The sequence below is a fragment of the Streptomyces sp. NPDC085481 genome (genome assembly GCF_044541845.1).
GTDB lineage: Bacteria > Actinomycetota > Actinomycetes > Streptomycetales > Streptomycetaceae > Streptomyces.
In genome coordinates, this window is sequence record NZ_JBITTJ010000005.1 from 211,296 (window position 1) to 227,335 (window position 16,040).

Consider the following 16,040-nt stretch of genomic DNA (forward strand, 5'->3'; position numbering starts at 1 on the left):
TTGGCTTTGCTACTGCTGTGAAGACCCTGTGTCGACGCGGACGCGTCAATACCGCTATTCCGTGACCTTATTCAAGTCATACGATCACGAGGTCTCGGCGCCGCGTGAGGTATCCGCAGGCGCGTGACCCCAAACAACTCCTTTTCATCTTCGTCCGACCAGGAAAAGGTCCATCTTGAAGATCCGCCGCATTCTCGCGACCGCCGTGGCCGCCGCCGTGACCACCCCGGTCGTGTTCCTTTCCGCCGCGCCCGCGTTCGCCGACTCGAAGCCGGCCGGTGCCGCCGAGCAGCAGACCAAGAAGCCGACGATCGAGGAGCTCCGCCTCGCCGTCACCAAGGCGCAGGCCGCGTACGACGCCGCCGTCGTCGCCGTCGAGGACGCCAAGCGCGCCCTGACCGACCTGGACAAGGCCGACAACGCGCTGAAGGTCGCCGCCGCCAACGCGAAGAAGGCCGCCGAGACGGCCGCCACCGCGAAGACCGAGGCCGACGCGAAGCTGGCCACGGCCGAGGCCGCCCTGAAGGCCCTGCCGGACACCGCCACCGCCGAGGAGAAGGCCGCGGCCGAGACGGCCGTCGCCGACGCCAAGACGGCCGCGGCCACCGCGAAGACCGAGGCCGAGACCAAGGCCACGGCCGCCGCGCAGGCGGACAAGGCCTACGACGACGCCGCCGTCGCCGCCTCCACGAGGATCGGCGAGGCCCAGAAGGCCAAGACCGCCGCCGCCAAGGCCCTCGACGAGGCCAAGGCCGCGCTGAAGGCGGCCGAGGAGGAGCAGGGCGAGGACGAGTGCGACCTCGACCCGAGCGTCGGCACGTCCATCACCGGCCCGAAGAAGATCACCGCCGGCAGCAGCGGCGTCTTCACCCTTCGCGTCACCAACAAGGGCAAGGTCCAGATGGACGAGGTCGGCGGTGGCGCCGACGTGTTCCGCATGGACGGCACGATGGACGACAGCCTCCTCCACCTGACGTGGTCCTCGGTCAACAGCCCCAAGTGGCAGCCGATCGACCTGGAGGAGGGCTTCTCCAGCCTCGCCGCGGTGAAGCCGGGCGGCTCCTTCGACTTCAAGCTGAAGGTCACCGTCGACGCCAAGACCCCGGCCGGTGCGGCCGCGGTGGTCGGCGGCGGTGCCTACGTCAACAAGGACGGCTCCTGCGGCTGGTCCGAGGAAGGCGACTACGCGGAGTTCACCATCGCCAAGGCCGGCAAGCCCGCCCCGGGCAAGGACACCGGCTCCACCGGCGGCAACGGCGACACCACCCAGCAGGGCGGCTCGTCGAAGACCCCGGTGACGGGCGGCACCACGGGCTCCACCACCGGCGGCTCGCTCGCCAAGACCGGTTCGAGCTCGTCCAACATGCCGATCGCCCTCGCGGGCGGCGCGGCCGTCGTCCTCGGTGCCGGCGCGATGGTCGTCGCGCGTCGCCGCAAGGCCGGCGCGGACGCGTAAAGCCGTAGGAGAAGGGCCCGTTCCGGAAAAACCCGGAACGGGCCCTTTCTCTTGTCCCGGCTATCCCGCCGTCCGCGGAATGCGTTTCTCCCAGGTGCGGTGGAACACGACCTCCCCGCCTTCCTTGCAGATCACCTCGTTCGACGTCAGGAACGCGTCCGCGTCGCAGGAGATCTCCGAGCGGGTGTCGATACGGACGTCCCAGGCCATTTCCGGGCGGTGCAGGCGGATCGACCAGTCGGAGCGGGTCCGGGCGGTCAAGGGGCCGGATTCGGCGATCGTGTAGGTCTCCAGGGCGTCCTCGGTGAATTCGAGGCCGTCGGGGTAGACGCGGGTGCCGCCGTAGCGGGGGTCGACCTCCAGGCGCCACTCGCCCTTGGCCACGTCCCGGACCAGGAGTCGTTCCGGGCGGGGTTCCTCCAGGGTGCGGGGGTAGCTGACGCCCAGGGGTTCGGACTGTTCCGCCGGCTCGAACTCGACGGCGTCGTGGGTGGGCGCGCGGACCGGGAGGGTGAGGGAGGAGCCGGCCGGGTCGAGGGTGAAGCCGACGGCGTCGGGCTGGGGCCAGATCCAGGGCCAGTACGTGGAGGAGACGGCGAGCCGGACCCGGTGGCCGGGCGGGAAGGTGTGGCCGATGCCGTTCAGCTCGAACGCGTACGACTCCCACTCGCCGATCTGCGCCTCCACCGCCCGGTCGCGCCCGTAGCGCGCGGAGAAGTTGAGCGCGCCGCGCGTGACGAGGGTGGAGGAGCCGTCCGGGGCGATGTCGCACAGGCGGGCGATGACCTGTCCGGTGGGGGCGGCGGTGCGCAGGGCGAGGCGTACGGAGGGGCGGCCCAGGATCTCGATGGGTTCGGCATCCTCCGGGACCGGGCAGTCGAAGCAGGCCGAGTGGGCGTCCTCGTCGCGCTGGTCGGGCGGCAGGTCGGCGTCGTTGCCGAAGGGGAAGAAGCGGCCCGCGTCCAGGCCCGTCTGCTGGGGGGAGTCCACCGTCACCGGCTCGCCCTGGAGGGCGTAGGCCACCGGGGTGACGTTCGGGCTGGGCCAGCACGGGTCCGCCACCCAGCGGCCCGGCAGCCGCTCGTACACCGTCGCCGGCGGGTGCGACTCGCTGATCCAGGAGCGCAGCAGCGGCTCCGCCATCACGTCGTTCTCGACGCCCTTCAGGTGGTGGTCCCACCAGCGCAGGGTCTCCTGCAGGAAGCCGATCGCCGGGCCGGGCGGTAGCCCCCGGTCCGGGTACTGGTGCGACCAGGGCCCGATGATGCCCCGGACCCGGTCCTGCGGCAGGTGCTCGGCCAGCCGCAGCACCGCGTCCCGGTACGGGTCGTGCCAGCCGCCCACCGCGAGCACGGCGGCCCGGATCGCGGAGTAGTCCTCGCACACGCTGCCGTGCCGCCAGTACGCGTCGCGGGTCTGGTGGGCCAGCCACGTGTGGATGAACGGCTCCACGGCCTCCAGGCGCTCCAGCCACATCCCGCGCCACTTCTCGCCCGCGTACCGGGGGTCCGGCGGCCGGGAGACGAAGGCGAGCATGGTCGCGGCCCAGGCGTGCATGTCGACGGCGAGGACGGAGCCGCCCATGTAGTGGACGTCGTTGTCGTAGCGGTCGTCGGTCGAGCAGACGGTGACGACCGCCTTCAGCGGCTCGGGGGCGAGCGCGGCGATCTGGAGCGAGTTGAAGCCGCCCCAGGAGATGCCGAACATGCCGACCTTCCCCGAGCACCAGGGCTGCTCGGCGAGCCAGTTCACGACCGCCACCCCGTCGGCGAGCTCGGTCGCGTCGTACTCGTCGCCCGGCAGCCCCTCGCTGTTGCCGTGGCCGCGGACGTCCACCCGTACGGAGGCGTAGCCGTGGCCCGCGTACCACGGATGCCGCTGCCGGTCGCGGGGCGCGGTCCAGTCGGTCAGGCGGTACGGCAGGTACTCCAGGAGGGCCGGCACGGGTTCGTCCGTCAGCGGGCGCCACACCCGCGCGTACAGCTCCACCCCGTCCGGCATCGGGATGCGGAGGTCGTCGTGGCGGGTCTCGTACGGGAAGTCGGTGCGGATCCTCATCACGGCTCCCTAGTGGACGGGGTGCATGGTGCGGCGCAGCCACGGCGCGCCAGGGCGATCACGGCGAGGCCGACGGCGACCGCGATGCGCCGCTCACGCCGAGGTGGACGGGCTTGGAGGCGTCGTCGGGGTGAGCAGGCCCCGGGGCCTGCCCAGGAAGGCCCGGTCGTCCTCGGGCGGCGGCTGCTCGCCGTTCGTGTCGGTGTCGATCACTGTTCGGGACAAAACGCCTACTCCTGGTCGTATGAGCTGATCACGAACATACCGGGGGTGACGGGAAGGCGCCCACGGTGATCGAAACGTGACCGGATACGCTGGCTTGAGTGAATGCGGCGACACATCGACAATCCGTGTGATCAGCTGTCTGATCGGCTGTACGACAGGCAGTCCGACGGGCAGGCTGATCAGCGGCAGTGAGCAGCAGTGATCGGCAGCAGTCCAGGTGAACGCCGGCAGGCGTCAGCAGACAGGAGACCCCCTCGTGACCGTCGTCGGGCCGTTCGGTCTTAGCGTGCGGGACCAGGCTCTCGAAGCCGATGTCCAGACCGGATTGGCGGCTGTGGAGGCCGGCCTCCTCGACGCCACCAAGAGCGACGTGCCGTTCATCACGGAGGCCGCCCAGCACCTGGTGCTGGCCGGCGGCAAGCGGTTCCGGCCGCTGCTCGTGATGCTCGCGGCCCAGTTCGGCGACCCGTACGCGCCGGGCGTCGTGCCCTCGGCCGTGGTCGTCGAGCTCACCCACCTCGCCACGCTCTACCACGACGACGTCATGGACGAGGCGGACGTGCGCCGCGGGGTGGACAGCGCCAACACCCGCTGGGGCAACTCCATCGCCGTCCTCACGGGTGACTTCCTCTTCGCCCGCGCCTCGCACACGCTCGCGGACCTCGGACCCGAGGCCGTACGCATCCAGTCCGAGGCGTTCGAACGGCTCGTCACCGGCCAGATCCTGGAGACCGCGGGCCCGCAGGAGGGCCGCGACCCGGTCGACCACTACCTCGACGTGCTCGGCGGCAAGACCGGCTCCCTCGTCGCCGTCTCCTGCCGCTTCGGCTCCATGATGTCCGGCGCCGACGAGAGCGTCGTCGACATCCTCACCCAGTACGGGGAGCGGCTCGGCGTCGCCTTCCAGCTCGCCGACGACGTCCTCGACATCGCCTCCGACTCCCACGAGTCCGGCAAGACCCCCGGCACCGACCTGCGCGAGGGCATCCCCACCCTGCCCGTGCTGCACCTGCGGGCCGCCGCGGCCGCCCACGGGCGCCCGGAGGACCTGGAGCTCGTCGCCCTCGTCGACGGCGACCTCAGCGACGACGACCGGCACGCCGAGGCACTGCGCCGGCTGCGCGTCCACCCGGCCCTGGAGCAGGCCCGCCGCGACACCGTGCGGTACGCGGAGGAGGCCAGGGCGATGCTCGCGCCGCTGCCGGAGGGGTACGCCAAGTCCGCCCTCGAGGAGCTGTGCGACGCGGTCGTACACCGCGCGGGCTAGGGGCTCTCAGGGTCGGGTCATCCTGGAGGGGTAGACCGGGTTGATCCCGCGGGCTGACGATTCCGTGCCGCCGATTTGGTCAGATGGAGTCATCGACCAAAGAGGGCCCGTGAGGGCACGGAGGTAGCGCAGACCATGGAAACGAACGACGAGACCCGTCGCGAGACCCGTCGTAAGGCGAGCCGTTACGTCGTCCCGGTCGCGGTGGCGGGTGTCGCCGCGGCCACCATCGGACTCGTACCGGCGCTGGCGGCATCCGGCGACCCGGACCTGCCGGAGATCACCGCGCAGCAGCTCATCGAGAAGATCGCGGCCTCGGACACCCAGACCCTGTCCGGCACGTTCAAGATCAGCACCGACCTGGGCCTGCCGTCCTTCGCGGGCCTGCTCGACGGCGTGGCCGGCGGCGCCGGCGGTGCTTCGTCCGCCGACCCCGCGGACCGCCTGACCGAGCTGGTCTCCGGCTCGCACACGCTCCGGGTGGCGGCGGACGGCCCCGACCGGCAGAAGCTGACGCTGCTCGACGGCTCGGACGAGTACAGCCTCGTCCACAACGGCGACGACGTGTGGGGCTACGACAGCAAGTCCGGCGAGGTCTTCCACGAGAAGGCCGAGGGCGGCCCGCACGGCAAGCCCGAGAAGCCGGTCCCCAGCACCCCGAAGGAGCTCGCGGACGAGGTCCTGAAGGCGGCGGGCGGCACCACGTCGATCACCGTAGGCGACACGGCGAAGGTGGCCGGCCGGGACGCCTACCAGCTGGTGATCAAGCCCAAGCAGTCCGGCTCGACCGTCGAGTCGATCAGGATCGCGGTGGACGCGGCCAACGGCACCCCGCTGAAGTTCACCCTCGCCTCGACGAGCGGCGGCAAGCCGGTCCTCGACGCGGGCTTCACCAAGGTGGACTTCGGCAGGCCGGACGCCTCGACCTTCGACTTCAAGGCGCCGAAGGGCGCGAAGGTGACGGAGGGCGCGGCGGAGAACGAGGCCGGCAAGCCCGAGGACCTGGCCAAGGGGTTCATGGGTCCGTTCGCGGACCTGGAGAAGGGCGGCGCCCCGAACGTCATCGGCGAGGGCTGGACCACCATCGCCAAGCTGGACACCGGCGCTCCGGCGCCGAAGACCGAGGAGGCGCCCAAGGAGGCCCAGGGCTTCCTGGACGCGCTCGGCGACAAGGTCAGCGGCAAGTTCGGCTCGGGCACCGTCTTCAAGACGAAGCTGGTGAACGCGCTGATGACGGACGACGGCAAGGTCTACGTCGGTGCGGTCACGCCGGACGCGCTGGTGGACGCGGCGAACGCCGGCAAGTAGGCGCGGCAGGTGACGGGAACGATGTGACCCCGGGTGGGTCGGGGGCGATGGTCACCGACCCACCCGGGCGTTCTCGTGTGTCCGCCCCGGTGTGACGCCTCCGGGGCCGACTTCGCCGGACTTACGGGAACGTCAGCTTGAACCCGTTGATGTAGCCGGTGTCGACCGCGGCCTTGTCCTGGGCGCGCAGCTTCCAGACGCCGTTGGCGACCTCGGTCGAGGCGTTCACGGTGTAGGTCTGGACGAGGTTGTCGGCGCTGCCGCCGGACCGGTTGTGCAGGTTGTAGACCGAGCCGTCGGGGGCGATCAGGTCGACCACGAGGTCACCGCGGTAGGTGTGGACGATGTCCACGCCGACGGAGAGGTTGCTCGGGGCGTTGCCCGTGACGCCGCTGACGGTCACGGACGAGGTCACCGCGGCGCCGTTGTCCGGGATGGAGACGTCGGCGGTGTTCTCGAAGACCTTGCCGGTGGGCGGGGTCGTCGTGCCGGTCGCCAGGTTCCAGATCGCGTACGCGATGGCGTCGCTGTTGCGGTCCAGGGCGGTGTCGTTGATGTTCGCCGTGGTGTCGCACGAGGAGTGGTAGCAGCGGTCGAACGACTGGCCCGCCGTGCCGCCCCACTTCTGCGCCTGGGCGGACGTCTTGGTGTAGTCGGCGCCGGAGAACAGGCCGCCGACCGGGACGCCCGCGTTCTTGAACGGCGCGTGGTCCGAGCGGCCGTCGCCCTCGGTCTCGATCTCGGTGGGGATGCCGAGGCCCGCGTAGTAGTTCTTGAAGGTCTGCTCGATGGTCGGGTCGTCGTCGTAGACGAAGTAGCCCGGGTTGGGCGATCCGATCATGTCGAAGTTCAGGTAGCCGCTGATCTTCGCGCGCTCGGCGGACGGCAGGTTGTTCACGTAGTACTTCGAGCCGACGAGGCCGAGTTCCTCCGCGCCCCACCAGGCGAACCGTATGTGCTTGGTGGGCTGGAGCTGGGCGCGGGAGACGGCGAGCGCGGTCTCGAGGATGGCCGCGGAGCCGGACCCGTTGTCGTTGATGCCGGGACCGGAGGTGACCGAGTCGAGGTGCGAGCCGGACATGACGACCTGGTTCGGGTCGCCGCCCGGCCAGTCGGCTATCACGTTGTAGCCGGTGGCGCCGTTGTAGGTGAACTGCTGGAGCGTGGTGGTGTAACCGGCCGCGTCCAGCTTGGCCTTCACGAAGTCGACGGACGCCTTGTAGCCGGTACGGCCGTGGGCGCGGTTGCCGCCGTTGGCGGTGGCGATCGACTGGAGGTCGGTCAGGTGCTGCTTCACGTTCGCCACGGAGATGTCGGGCGGCGTGGCGGCGGCTGCGCCCGGCGCGGCGGTGGCCGGGGCGGCGCTCGCGAGAGCGCCGAGGACGAGCGCCGAGGAGGCGACTATGGCGGAGAGTCTCATGTGGGGGCTCCGGATTCCGAACTGGGGATGGTACGGAACGTACGAGCGCCTCGCGTCGTGGGTGGCGCGAGGCGTTGGAGCTGTGCGTGACGAATGTTCAGCGAGAGTTTGACTTCACGTCAAGAGCACAATCCGGTCAGGGGTGTTCGATGACCGAACACCCCTGAACCCCCGGTCAGTGGGACGGTCGGCCGTCCGGCTTCCCGTCCCCGCACAGTGCCTGCCGGTACAGCGCCTCCAGCGCGTCGTCGATGGGGTGCGGCTGCGGTGTCCCGGACGCGTCCGGCCTGTTCCACCTCATGAGATTGATCGCGACGGACATCCGGCGCCCGCCGTCCTCCCGGGTCAGGGACATCGTCCCGGCCCCCCAGACGGTGCCGTCACTGCCCCAGAAGGTGCCGCACTCCGGGATGACGACCTTGTGCAGGCCGAGGCCGTACTCGATCGTCGAACCGTCCAGGGCGCGCACCGGGACAGTGCGCTGCATCTGCGCCAGCGAGGACGCGTCGACGATCCGGCCGGCGAGCAGCCGGCCGTAGAAACGGTTGAGGTCCTCCATGGTCGAGACGAGCCCGGCCCCGGTCATCACCCACGACATGTCGTAGACGCTGTAGTCGCGCGGCGGGTCGAGGAAGCCCCACAGCCCCTCGTACATCCGCGAGTGCGGTCCCTTCACCCGCGGGCCGGTCGGGAACCCGGTGTGCCGGAGGCCGGCCCGCTCGATGACGTGCTCGGTGATGTAGTCCACCGCCGGGGTGCCGGTCACGCGCTCCAGGAGCTCGCCGAGGATCAGGTAGTTGGTGTTGGAGTAGACCCCCGTGGGGCCGCCGGGCTCACCGGTGGGCGGGGCCGCGAGCCCCAGCGCGATCAGTTCGGCCGGGCGGAAGGTCCGGTAGCGGTTGTCGTCCAGGCTCCTGGACGAGACCTCCGGGCCCTGGATGGAGGGGAACGCGTAGGGGATGTACTCGGCGATGCCGCTGGTGTGGTTGAGCAGCATCCGGACCGTGACCTTCCGGCCGCGCTCTCCCGGCACCAGATCCGGCAGGTAGTCGCCGATCGGCCCGTCGAGCCGGACCCGGCCCCGCTCGACCTGTTGCAGCACCGCGGCGGCGGTGAAGGTCTTGGTGATGCTGCCGACCCGATGCCGCATGTCGGGCGTGACGGGGCGGCCGGTCGCGACATCGGCGACCCCGGAGGCACCCCGCCAGGTCCGCCCGCCGTCCCGTACCTCGGCGAACACCCCGGGGATCCCCGCCTGGTGGACCGCGTCCAGGGCCGACTGGAGCCCGGCGCGATCGGTCTCCTGGGGAGGGGGAGCCGCCGCGACCGTGCCGGCGCACACTCCGAGCGCGGCAACGCTTCCGCACAACGCCATACGCATTCTCAAGGCATCCGTCCTTTCGGGACAGGTGGTTCGGGACAGGTGGTTCGGGACAGGTGGTTCGGGTCAGGTGGTTCGGGACAGGTCGTCCGGGTCAGGTGGTTCAGCGGTGGAGTGGAGGGCCGGGCTCAGCCGGCCAGCGCGCGCCGCAGCACCGCGCCCAGCTCGGCGTTCTGCCGCTGCGAGACGTCGGCGGAGACGATCGCCTGCGAGCCGTGGAAGGTGCCGGGCCACTGGTGCAGCTCGACCGACACGCCCGCCCGCAGCAGCCGCAGCGCGTAGTCGATGTCCTCGTCGCGGTTCGGGCAGAGCTCCGCGGTGGCGATGTACGCGGGCGGGAGGCCGGCCAGGTCGGCGGCCCGGGCGGGGGCGGCGTACGGCGTGGCGGCCCGGGACCCGAGATAGCTGCGCCAGGACGCGGCGGCCTTGGCGCGGTTGATCCAGGGCGTGTCGGTGAAGTTCCGCTGCGACCAGGTCTCCTGCCGGTCGTCGAGCTGCGGCTGGTTGAGCAGCTGGAAGCGGATGGCCGGACCTTCCTCGTCGCGGGCCCGCAGCGCCACCGCTGCCGCGAGCCCGCCGCCGGCGCTGTGGCCGCCGACCGCGATCCGCTCGGGGTCGACACCGAGGTCCGCGGCGTTCTCGACGGTCCAGTTCAGTACGGCGTAGGCGTCGTCGAAGGCGGCCGGGAACGGGTTCTCGGGGGAGAGCCGGTAGCCCACCGAGACGACCACCGCGCCGGAGCCGGCGGCGATCCGGGTCGCCCACGGGTGTTCGGTGCGCACGTCGCCCATGACGAATCCGCCGCCGTGCAGCCAGACGAGTGCGCCCCGGGCCCCGTGCGGACGGTAGACGCGCACCGGCACGTCCGGGTCACCGGGCACCGTGACGTCCTCGATCTCCAGGTCCTTGGTGTCCGGTGTCGGGATCGCGGCGGCCAGCGCGGCGAGGCCCTCGCGGGCGGCGGCCGGGTCGGTCAGTTCCGCTTTGGGGAACAGCGGTATGAACGCTTCGAGTTCGGGATCCATGACGACCATCCTCACCGCCGCCCGGCGAGCGATCATCCGCCATCCGTCGCCCGTCGGACGACGGCCGCGCGACGCCCGTCGCCCCTGCCCCCGCCACCTTCCTCCTATCCTTCGGGACATGGAGGCACTGGCTCTACGCCTGTCGGGACTCGACCCGTACGTCGACGGCGCGATCCGCATCGTCGCGTTCTACGACACGCTGATGCGCCGGCGCGTGGACCTCGCGGCGCTCGCCCGCGCCTCGGCCGGTCTGGCCGAGTGCGTCACCGGGATACGGCTCCACGGCACCGGGCGGACCATCCGCGTATCCCCGCTGGGCACGGAGGCCACGACCGCGCCGCTGCCCGCGTCGACGACGGTGCCGGTCACCCTCGACGATGAGGAGATCGGCACGGCATGGCTGGAGCGACCCGGCCCGCCGGGTTCGCTCGACGAGATCCTCCTCGACCGCCTCGCGATCGCCGTGGCGGCGGCCGTGGAGCGGTACGGCCCGGCCCGCACCACCATGGCCGACCCGGCACTCGTCGAACTGGCGGTCGGCGCCGAGCCCGACGAGGCGGCGCGGGCACGGGCGCTCAGGCTCCTCGGCTTCGCCGCCGGCCTGCCCGTCCACGTCGTCGCCGTGCGCTCGGCCCTGCCGCTCGACCGGGTCGGCGCCCGGATCTGCCCCGCAGGACTGGTGAAGGCCGCACCGATCGGCGACGTCGGCGCCATCCTCGTCGCCACGGCGGACCCGGCCCGCGTCCCGGCGGGCGTACGTGCGGGCTTCGGCGCCGCCGACGCTCCCGACCACTCCTGGCGACAGGCCCGCACGGCCCTGCGCTTCACCACCGCACGTGAACCGGTGGTCCGATACGCGGAGTTGGGTGCCCTGGCCCTCCTGGCCGAGATCCCCGCGGACACCGCCCGCGCCAACCCGGACGTGGCCGCCCTCGCCCGGATCGCCGCCACCCCGGAAGACCTGGACACCCTCGACGCCTACTGCGCCACCGCCTCCCTGCGCCGCGCCGCCGACCTCCTCCACCTCCACCACAGCAGCGTCGCCCGCCGCCTCGACCACCTCGGCAGGTCCCTGCACCTCGACCTGACGACCCCGGCCGGCCTGACCAGGGCCCGACTGGCCCTGGCCGCATGGCGGTTGCTGGACGACCCGGACTGAGCTCACGCGTAGCGGGGAAGGTCCTCGGACGGGATCGTCCAGTCGGCGATCGTGACGTCCTCGCCGTAGAAGAAGTCCTTGCGGGTGGCGTAGCGCGGACCCTCGGGGGTCGGGTGGATGTCGGAGAAGACGGCGCCCGAGCCGGTACGGGGGTCGAAGATCGCGTAGACGGGGATGCCGAGGAGCGGGTAGTCGCGGAGCTTGCCGACCCAGTCGTTGTCCGGGTTGGAGCGCGAGACGACCTCGATGGCGGCGAGGAGGGTGCGGGGATCGAAGGAGCCGTCGCCTTCCATCTCCGTCCACGGGATCACCATGACGTCGGGGTGCCGCATCACCCCTTCGGACGCGCTCTCGACGTCGGGCTCGCCGGTGTGGGCGAGGAGGTCGTCCGGCATGACGCGTTCCAACCGGCGGCTGACCTGCGCGACCGTGAACTCATGGGGGCGGCTCGGAGCCATCATGTCGTGGACGATTCCTTCGCGGGTGATCTCGAACTTGCCCGGAACGGTGTCGTCGAGGCTGTGCAGCGCGTCGCGCATGGTCCGGTAGAGGGGGGAGACGGTGGTCATCGCGCTGGCTCCTCGTCCGTGCCTTGGGGGGCCCGAGTCGTCAGCGTCATGCTAGGCGGCCTCTCTGCTGGGACGGCAACCCCGGCACCGGCCCGGCGTGGGGGAGCGGAAGGCGAGGTCGCAGGAGTCGCAGGTCTGGAAGGGGTCGGGGGAGGTGGAATGTCCGATGGCGTCTCCGGTGGCGTCTCTGGTGGAGTCTCCGGCGGGGGCTCCGGTTCAGCCCCCGGATGGTTGTACGAGATCGTGCGTGGCACGATCCGGCCGTCCGGCAGGCGGTCCCTGACGCGGGCCAGGTAGCCGTGGGTCTCCAACTCCCGCATGGCGCGGGCGATGCGCAGCTCGCTTTCGGGAACCTGGGCGGCGATTGCCTTGATGCCGACGGAGGCTCCGGCGGGCAGGGACTGGATGTAGAGGGCCAGTCCCCTCGCGAGCAGCGTGAGCTCGCGGTGCTGTGCGAGGTGGTTGCCGACGACCGTGTACCGGGTCGTGTGGCGGACGTTGCGGTGAATGAGCCCGGAGGCGGGTGCGGGGGCGCTAGGCTGCTCGTAAGCCATCAGGAAGGTGCTCTTCCTCGGTGGTCAGGCCCTCGGTCGGGATCGCTAGTCCCGTCGAGGGCCGACGCATGTCTGGTGGGTTGTGACGTGAGCATATGCCAGGCAACCCGCCCCAAAACCAGCCCAGTTGGCGCAGATCACCCGAGTGGGTGACAAGCCGGATGTGGGGAGGCTGGAGGGGTTGGGTAGGTAATTGCCCTGGTACTTAAGTCTTTTACAGCGCGGGGCACCGCGTCGCGGATGCTCGCGAGGCGGCCGCCCGCGCCCGCGGCGGCCCTCCCGGGGCCGGTAGCCCGGGGCGCGGAAAGACGGGGTCCGGATACCGCCAGCGGGGTGGACGCCCGCGCGTGACGCTGGTCCCATGACGACCACGACCACGACTACGGCGGCCGCGACGGCCGTGACATTCGCCCCGCTGCCCATCCCGCCGCCCGCCCTCGCCGAGCTGCGTCGCACCGATGACGCGGGGCGGTCCTGCCTGCCGTTCACGGTGGACGCCGAGGCCGCCGGGAACCCGCTGCGCTGCTGTCTGCGCGCCTCGCGCGAAGGCGAGCGGATCGCGCTCGTGTCGTACGCGCCGTTGCGCCGCTGGGCCGCCGAGACGGGGGCGGAGCCCGGGGCGTACGACGAACAGGGGCCCGTCTTCATCCACGCGGAGGAATGCGGCGGACCCGCCGGTGAGCCGGGCCGCTACCCCTTCGACCGGCCCGGCGCTCTGCGTACCCTGCGCCGCTACGACACCCTTGGGCGGATCGTCGGCGGGCGGCTCCTGGAGATCCCGGAGGCCGCGACCGAGGGGTTCGACCGGGCCTTCGCGGAGGCGTTCGCCGACCCTGCCGTCGCCGTCGTCCACGTCCGGGCCGTCGAGTACGGCTGCTTCCAGTTCGAGGTACGGCGGTCACCGGTCCCGGCCGAAGAGTAGGGAGCCCAACCCCCGGACCTCGGCGCGCGCGGTCCCGGGGACGATCGGCGGCGCGGTCCAGCCGGTGATTCCGGCGAAACCGACTCGGATCATGCGCCCCATCCCCGCAGCCTCGTCCGCCGGACCTGCGAGCAACGTCACGGTCTGATCCGGCCGGTACGCGCCTAATGTGGAGGGATGAACGATTCGCCCGGCTGCCCCCTGGCCGACGTCGCCGCCGTGTACATGCCCCGGCTCTCGGAGATCTCCTTCGAGCCGGGGCTCGTGGCCGCCGTCGATCAGCACGCGGCGGCCGTGTGCGACGCCCTCGTCCCCGCCCAGCGCGGCCCGCAGGGCCGGACCGTCCGCCGCGAGGAGCTCGCCGACTACGTGCTCGGCTTCACGGACCGGCTCACCGGGGCCGACTGGGCCGCGCCCATGGGCCACGACTTCGCCACCCTCCGCCTGACCGCCATCTGCTGGCTGATCCGCGAACACGACCTGCTGGGGGCGGGGGCTTCCTAGACGCGGTGCGCCGGGGTGGCGGCCGGGGCCGGGTCCGCGGTGGTCACGGCCGCCGCTTCGGCTGCGGCCGCCTCGGCCGCCGCCGTCTCCACCGCCGCCCGGCTGCGCCGTGCCGTGCGCAGGGCGTCCCAGGTCAGGATGGTCAGCGCCAGCCACACCAGCGAGAAGCCGGCCCAGCGCTCGGGTGGCATCGCCTCGTGGAAGTAGAGGACGCCGAGCAGGAACTGGAACACCGGCGCCAGGTACTGCAGCAGTCCGATGGTCGACAGCGGCACCCGGATCGCCGCCGCCCCGAAGCAGACCAGCGGCAGTGCCGTCACCGCGCCGGTCGCCATGAGCAGGGCGGTGTGGCCGCCGCCCTGCGAGGTGAAGGTGGACTGGCCCTGTGCCCCCAGCCAGAGCAGGTAGCCGAGCGCGGGCAGGAACTGGACGGCGGTCTCGGCGGCCAGCGACTCCAGGCCACCGATGTTGACCTTCTTCTTCACCAGCCCGTACGTGCCGAAGGTGCAGGCCAGGACCAGCGAGATCCACGGCAGCTGCCCGTAGCCGATCGCGAGCACGACCACGGCCGCGACCGCGATGCCGACCGCCGCCCACTGCGCGGGCCGGAGCCGCTCCTTGAGGACGAGCACGCCGAGGGCGATGCTGACGAGCGGGTTGATGAAGTAGCCGAGCGAGGCCTCCACGACGTGGCCGGCGTTCACGGCCCAGATGTAGACGCCCCAGTTGACCGTGATCAGGCCCGCCGCGAGCGCGATCAGGCCCAGCCTGCGCGGGCTGCGCAGCAGTTCGGGCAGCCAGCTCCAGCGGCGCAGCGCGAGGAGCGCGAGGCCGACCACGACGAACGACCAGGCCATCCGGTGGGCGAGGATCTCGGCCGCACCGGCGGGTTCGAGGAGCGGCCAGTAGAGGGGGAACAGGCCCCAGATGCCGTATGCGGCGATGCCGTAGATCAGTCCTGCTCGTGCCTCGGTATCCGTCTTCACCGGACCTCCCGCCCTGCCGGCCCTGCGCCGCGCGTCCTGTCGAAGGTAACGCCGGACAGGGCCGGCTGTCATGTCCGTACCGCGATACGGTCATGACCGCCCCGGTGCGGGCGTCGGCGACGGGCCGGCCGGGCCGGCCGGTGGCTCCGGGGCGGACCGCCGGGTCCCCGCGGTGCGGGAGGCCCGGGAGCGCTACGACTCTGTGCGGGCTTCGTCTCAATGAGGTTGTAGGCAGGGCCTGTTGGGGATCCTCGTCGTACGATCTCCCGCGATGTGGGGAATTCGTGACCGTACGTGGGGGGAATCGTGAGGCGAAGACTTCTGCACGCCTGCGGGGCGCTGGCAGCGGGCGGGGCACTGCTCCTGGCCGGCTGTTCCTCGGGAGCCGACGGGAAACCCGACGGCAAGGGGAGGACGAGCGCGAGCGCGACGGGCAGGCCGACGACGAGCCCGACCGCCGGCGCCACCCCCAGCACCCTCGACTTCACGCCCGACCCGAAGCGGGCGCCCAAGAACGCCGCCGAGGCCAGACGCCTCGCGCTCGCCATCGTCGCGGGCCCCGACGCCTGGGGCCCCGGCTACGTCAAACGCACCCCGTACCTGAGCCAGGAGGGCTACTGGCCCGTCCTGGGCGCCGACTGCACCTGGGACGGCGGCACGCAGCCGGGCTCCGTGCTCTCCAGCGTCACCGCCTCCATGGAGATCCCCGCGACCGGCGGCAAGGGCGCCCTGCGGGTCTCCGCCACCGTCACCGTGCACCGCACGGAGGACGACGCCGACTGGGAGATGGCCGGGACCCTGGAGGAGGCGCTGCGCTGCCCCGACCAGGAACTGCGCGAGGGCGAGCACATCACCGGCCTGATTTCGCTCGGCAACCCCTTCGGCGTCGGCGGCAACTACACCGCCAGCGACTCCCTCGGCGAGCGCGGCTTCTACGTCTCCTCAGGGGTGAAGGGGAAGCAGATCTACGGCTGGTACCAGTCCAGGATCGGCCAGGTCACCGTCGCCACCGTCGTCAAGGGCGCGCCCGGTTACGGCGAGAAGGACACCCCGACCACCAAGGGCACCATCAACGCCCAGGTCCAGGCCCTCGTCACCATGCTCGAACGCCTCAAGGCGCAATTGGCGGTGCAGTCGTGAACCAGACCCCCGAGCAGGGCCCCGGCGCCCACCAGACCCCCGAGCAGGGCCCCGGCGCCCACCAGA

14 protein-coding genes are annotated in these 16,040 nt (G+C 71.7%); 7 read left to right on the forward strand and 7 right to left on the reverse strand.

Features of this window, described 5'->3' with window-relative positions; translation table 11 throughout:
- Positions 1-175 precede the first annotated feature (175 nt).
- Complete coding sequence (locus ACIGEZ_RS13895) at positions 176-1,456, forward strand: LPXTG cell wall anchor domain-containing protein (RefSeq protein WP_399830165.1); 1,281 nt, start codon at positions 176-178, stop codon at positions 1,454-1,456.
- Between the two features lie 60 nt (positions 1,457-1,516).
- Here the strand turns inward: ACIGEZ_RS13895 and ACIGEZ_RS13900 are convergent, their stop codons facing one another.
- Complete coding sequence (locus ACIGEZ_RS13900; RefSeq protein ID WP_399830168.1) at positions 1,517-3,514, reverse strand: CocE/NonD family hydrolase; 1,998 nt, start codon at positions 3,512-3,514, stop codon at positions 1,517-1,519.
- Positions 3,515-3,607: 93 nt separating this feature from the next.
- Entirely contained in the window at positions 3,608-3,739 is a 132-nt protein-coding gene (locus tag ACIGEZ_RS13905) for a hypothetical protein (protein ID WP_399830171.1), read from the reverse strand.
- A 256-nt stretch (positions 3,740-3,995) separates the two neighbouring features.
- Between ACIGEZ_RS13905 and ACIGEZ_RS13910 the strand changes: the two genes are divergently transcribed.
- Both ACIGEZ_RS13910 and ACIGEZ_RS13915 read left to right on the forward strand, forming a co-directional pair.
- Positions 3,996-5,006: a polyprenyl synthetase family protein gene (locus ACIGEZ_RS13910; RefSeq protein WP_399830174.1), complete on the forward strand. Its 1,011-nt coding sequence runs from the start codon at positions 3,996-3,998 to the stop codon at positions 5,004-5,006.
- Between the two features lie 135 nt (positions 5,007-5,141).
- Positions 5,142-6,314, forward strand: coding sequence for an outer membrane lipoprotein carrier protein LolA (locus ACIGEZ_RS13915; protein ID WP_399830177.1), 1,173 nt, complete (start codon positions 5,142-5,144; stop codon positions 6,312-6,314).
- A gap of 121 nt (positions 6,315-6,435) precedes the next feature.
- Here ACIGEZ_RS13915 and ACIGEZ_RS13920 read toward each other — a convergent pair whose 3' ends face one another.
- From ACIGEZ_RS13920 to ACIGEZ_RS13930, 3 genes are all read right to left on the reverse strand, one after another.
- Positions 6,436-7,734 carry a M28 family metallopeptidase gene (locus ACIGEZ_RS13920; RefSeq protein ID WP_399830180.1) on the reverse strand — a complete coding sequence of 433 codons (1,299 nt, stop codon included), beginning with the start codon at positions 7,732-7,734 and terminating at the stop codon, positions 6,436-6,438.
- A 175-nt stretch (positions 7,735-7,909) separates the two neighbouring features.
- Positions 7,910-9,115 (reverse strand): serine hydrolase domain-containing protein, encoded by a 1,206-nt coding sequence (locus tag ACIGEZ_RS13925; protein ID WP_399830602.1) that lies wholly within the window; start codon positions 9,113-9,115, stop codon positions 7,910-7,912.
- Positions 9,116-9,243: 128 nt separating this feature from the next.
- Complete coding sequence (locus tag ACIGEZ_RS13930; protein ID WP_399830182.1) at positions 9,244-10,140, reverse strand: alpha/beta hydrolase; 897 nt, start codon at positions 10,138-10,140, stop codon at positions 9,244-9,246.
- Between the two features lie 118 nt (positions 10,141-10,258).
- Between ACIGEZ_RS13930 and ACIGEZ_RS13935 the strand changes: the two genes are divergently transcribed.
- A complete protein-coding gene (locus ACIGEZ_RS13935) occupies positions 10,259-11,299 on the forward strand; it encodes a helix-turn-helix domain-containing protein (RefSeq protein ID WP_399830184.1) in 1,041 nt (346 codons plus the stop codon).
- A gap of 2 nt (positions 11,300-11,301) precedes the next feature.
- Here ACIGEZ_RS13935 and ACIGEZ_RS13940 read toward each other — a convergent pair whose 3' ends face one another.
- Entirely contained in the window at positions 11,302-11,868 is a 567-nt protein-coding gene (locus ACIGEZ_RS13940) for a Uma2 family endonuclease (protein ID WP_399830186.1), read from the reverse strand.
- A 915-nt stretch (positions 11,869-12,783) separates the two neighbouring features.
- Between ACIGEZ_RS13940 and ACIGEZ_RS13945 the strand changes: the two genes are divergently transcribed.
- Entirely contained in the window at positions 12,784-13,344 is a 561-nt protein-coding gene (locus ACIGEZ_RS13945; RefSeq protein ID WP_399830188.1) for a DUF1203 domain-containing protein, read from the forward strand.
- Between the two features lie 177 nt (positions 13,345-13,521).
- Complete coding sequence (locus ACIGEZ_RS13950) at positions 13,522-13,848, forward strand: DUF6401 family natural product biosynthesis protein (RefSeq protein WP_399830191.1); 327 nt, start codon at positions 13,522-13,524, stop codon at positions 13,846-13,848.
- Here ACIGEZ_RS13950 and rarD read toward each other — a convergent pair.
- Positions 13,845-14,834, reverse strand: coding sequence for an EamA family transporter RarD (rarD, locus tag ACIGEZ_RS13955; protein WP_399830193.1), 990 nt, complete (start codon positions 14,832-14,834; stop codon positions 13,845-13,847). The two genes, ACIGEZ_RS13950 and rarD, sit on opposite strands and share 4 nt — an antisense overlap.
- A 306-nt stretch (positions 14,835-15,140) precedes the next feature.
- Here rarD and ACIGEZ_RS13960 point away from each other — a divergent pair, with 306 nt between their 5' ends.
- Positions 15,141-15,974, forward strand: a complete 834-nt coding sequence (locus ACIGEZ_RS13960; RefSeq protein ID WP_399830196.1) for a hypothetical protein — start codon at positions 15,141-15,143, stop codon at positions 15,972-15,974.
- Positions 15,975-16,040 lie beyond the last annotated feature (66 nt).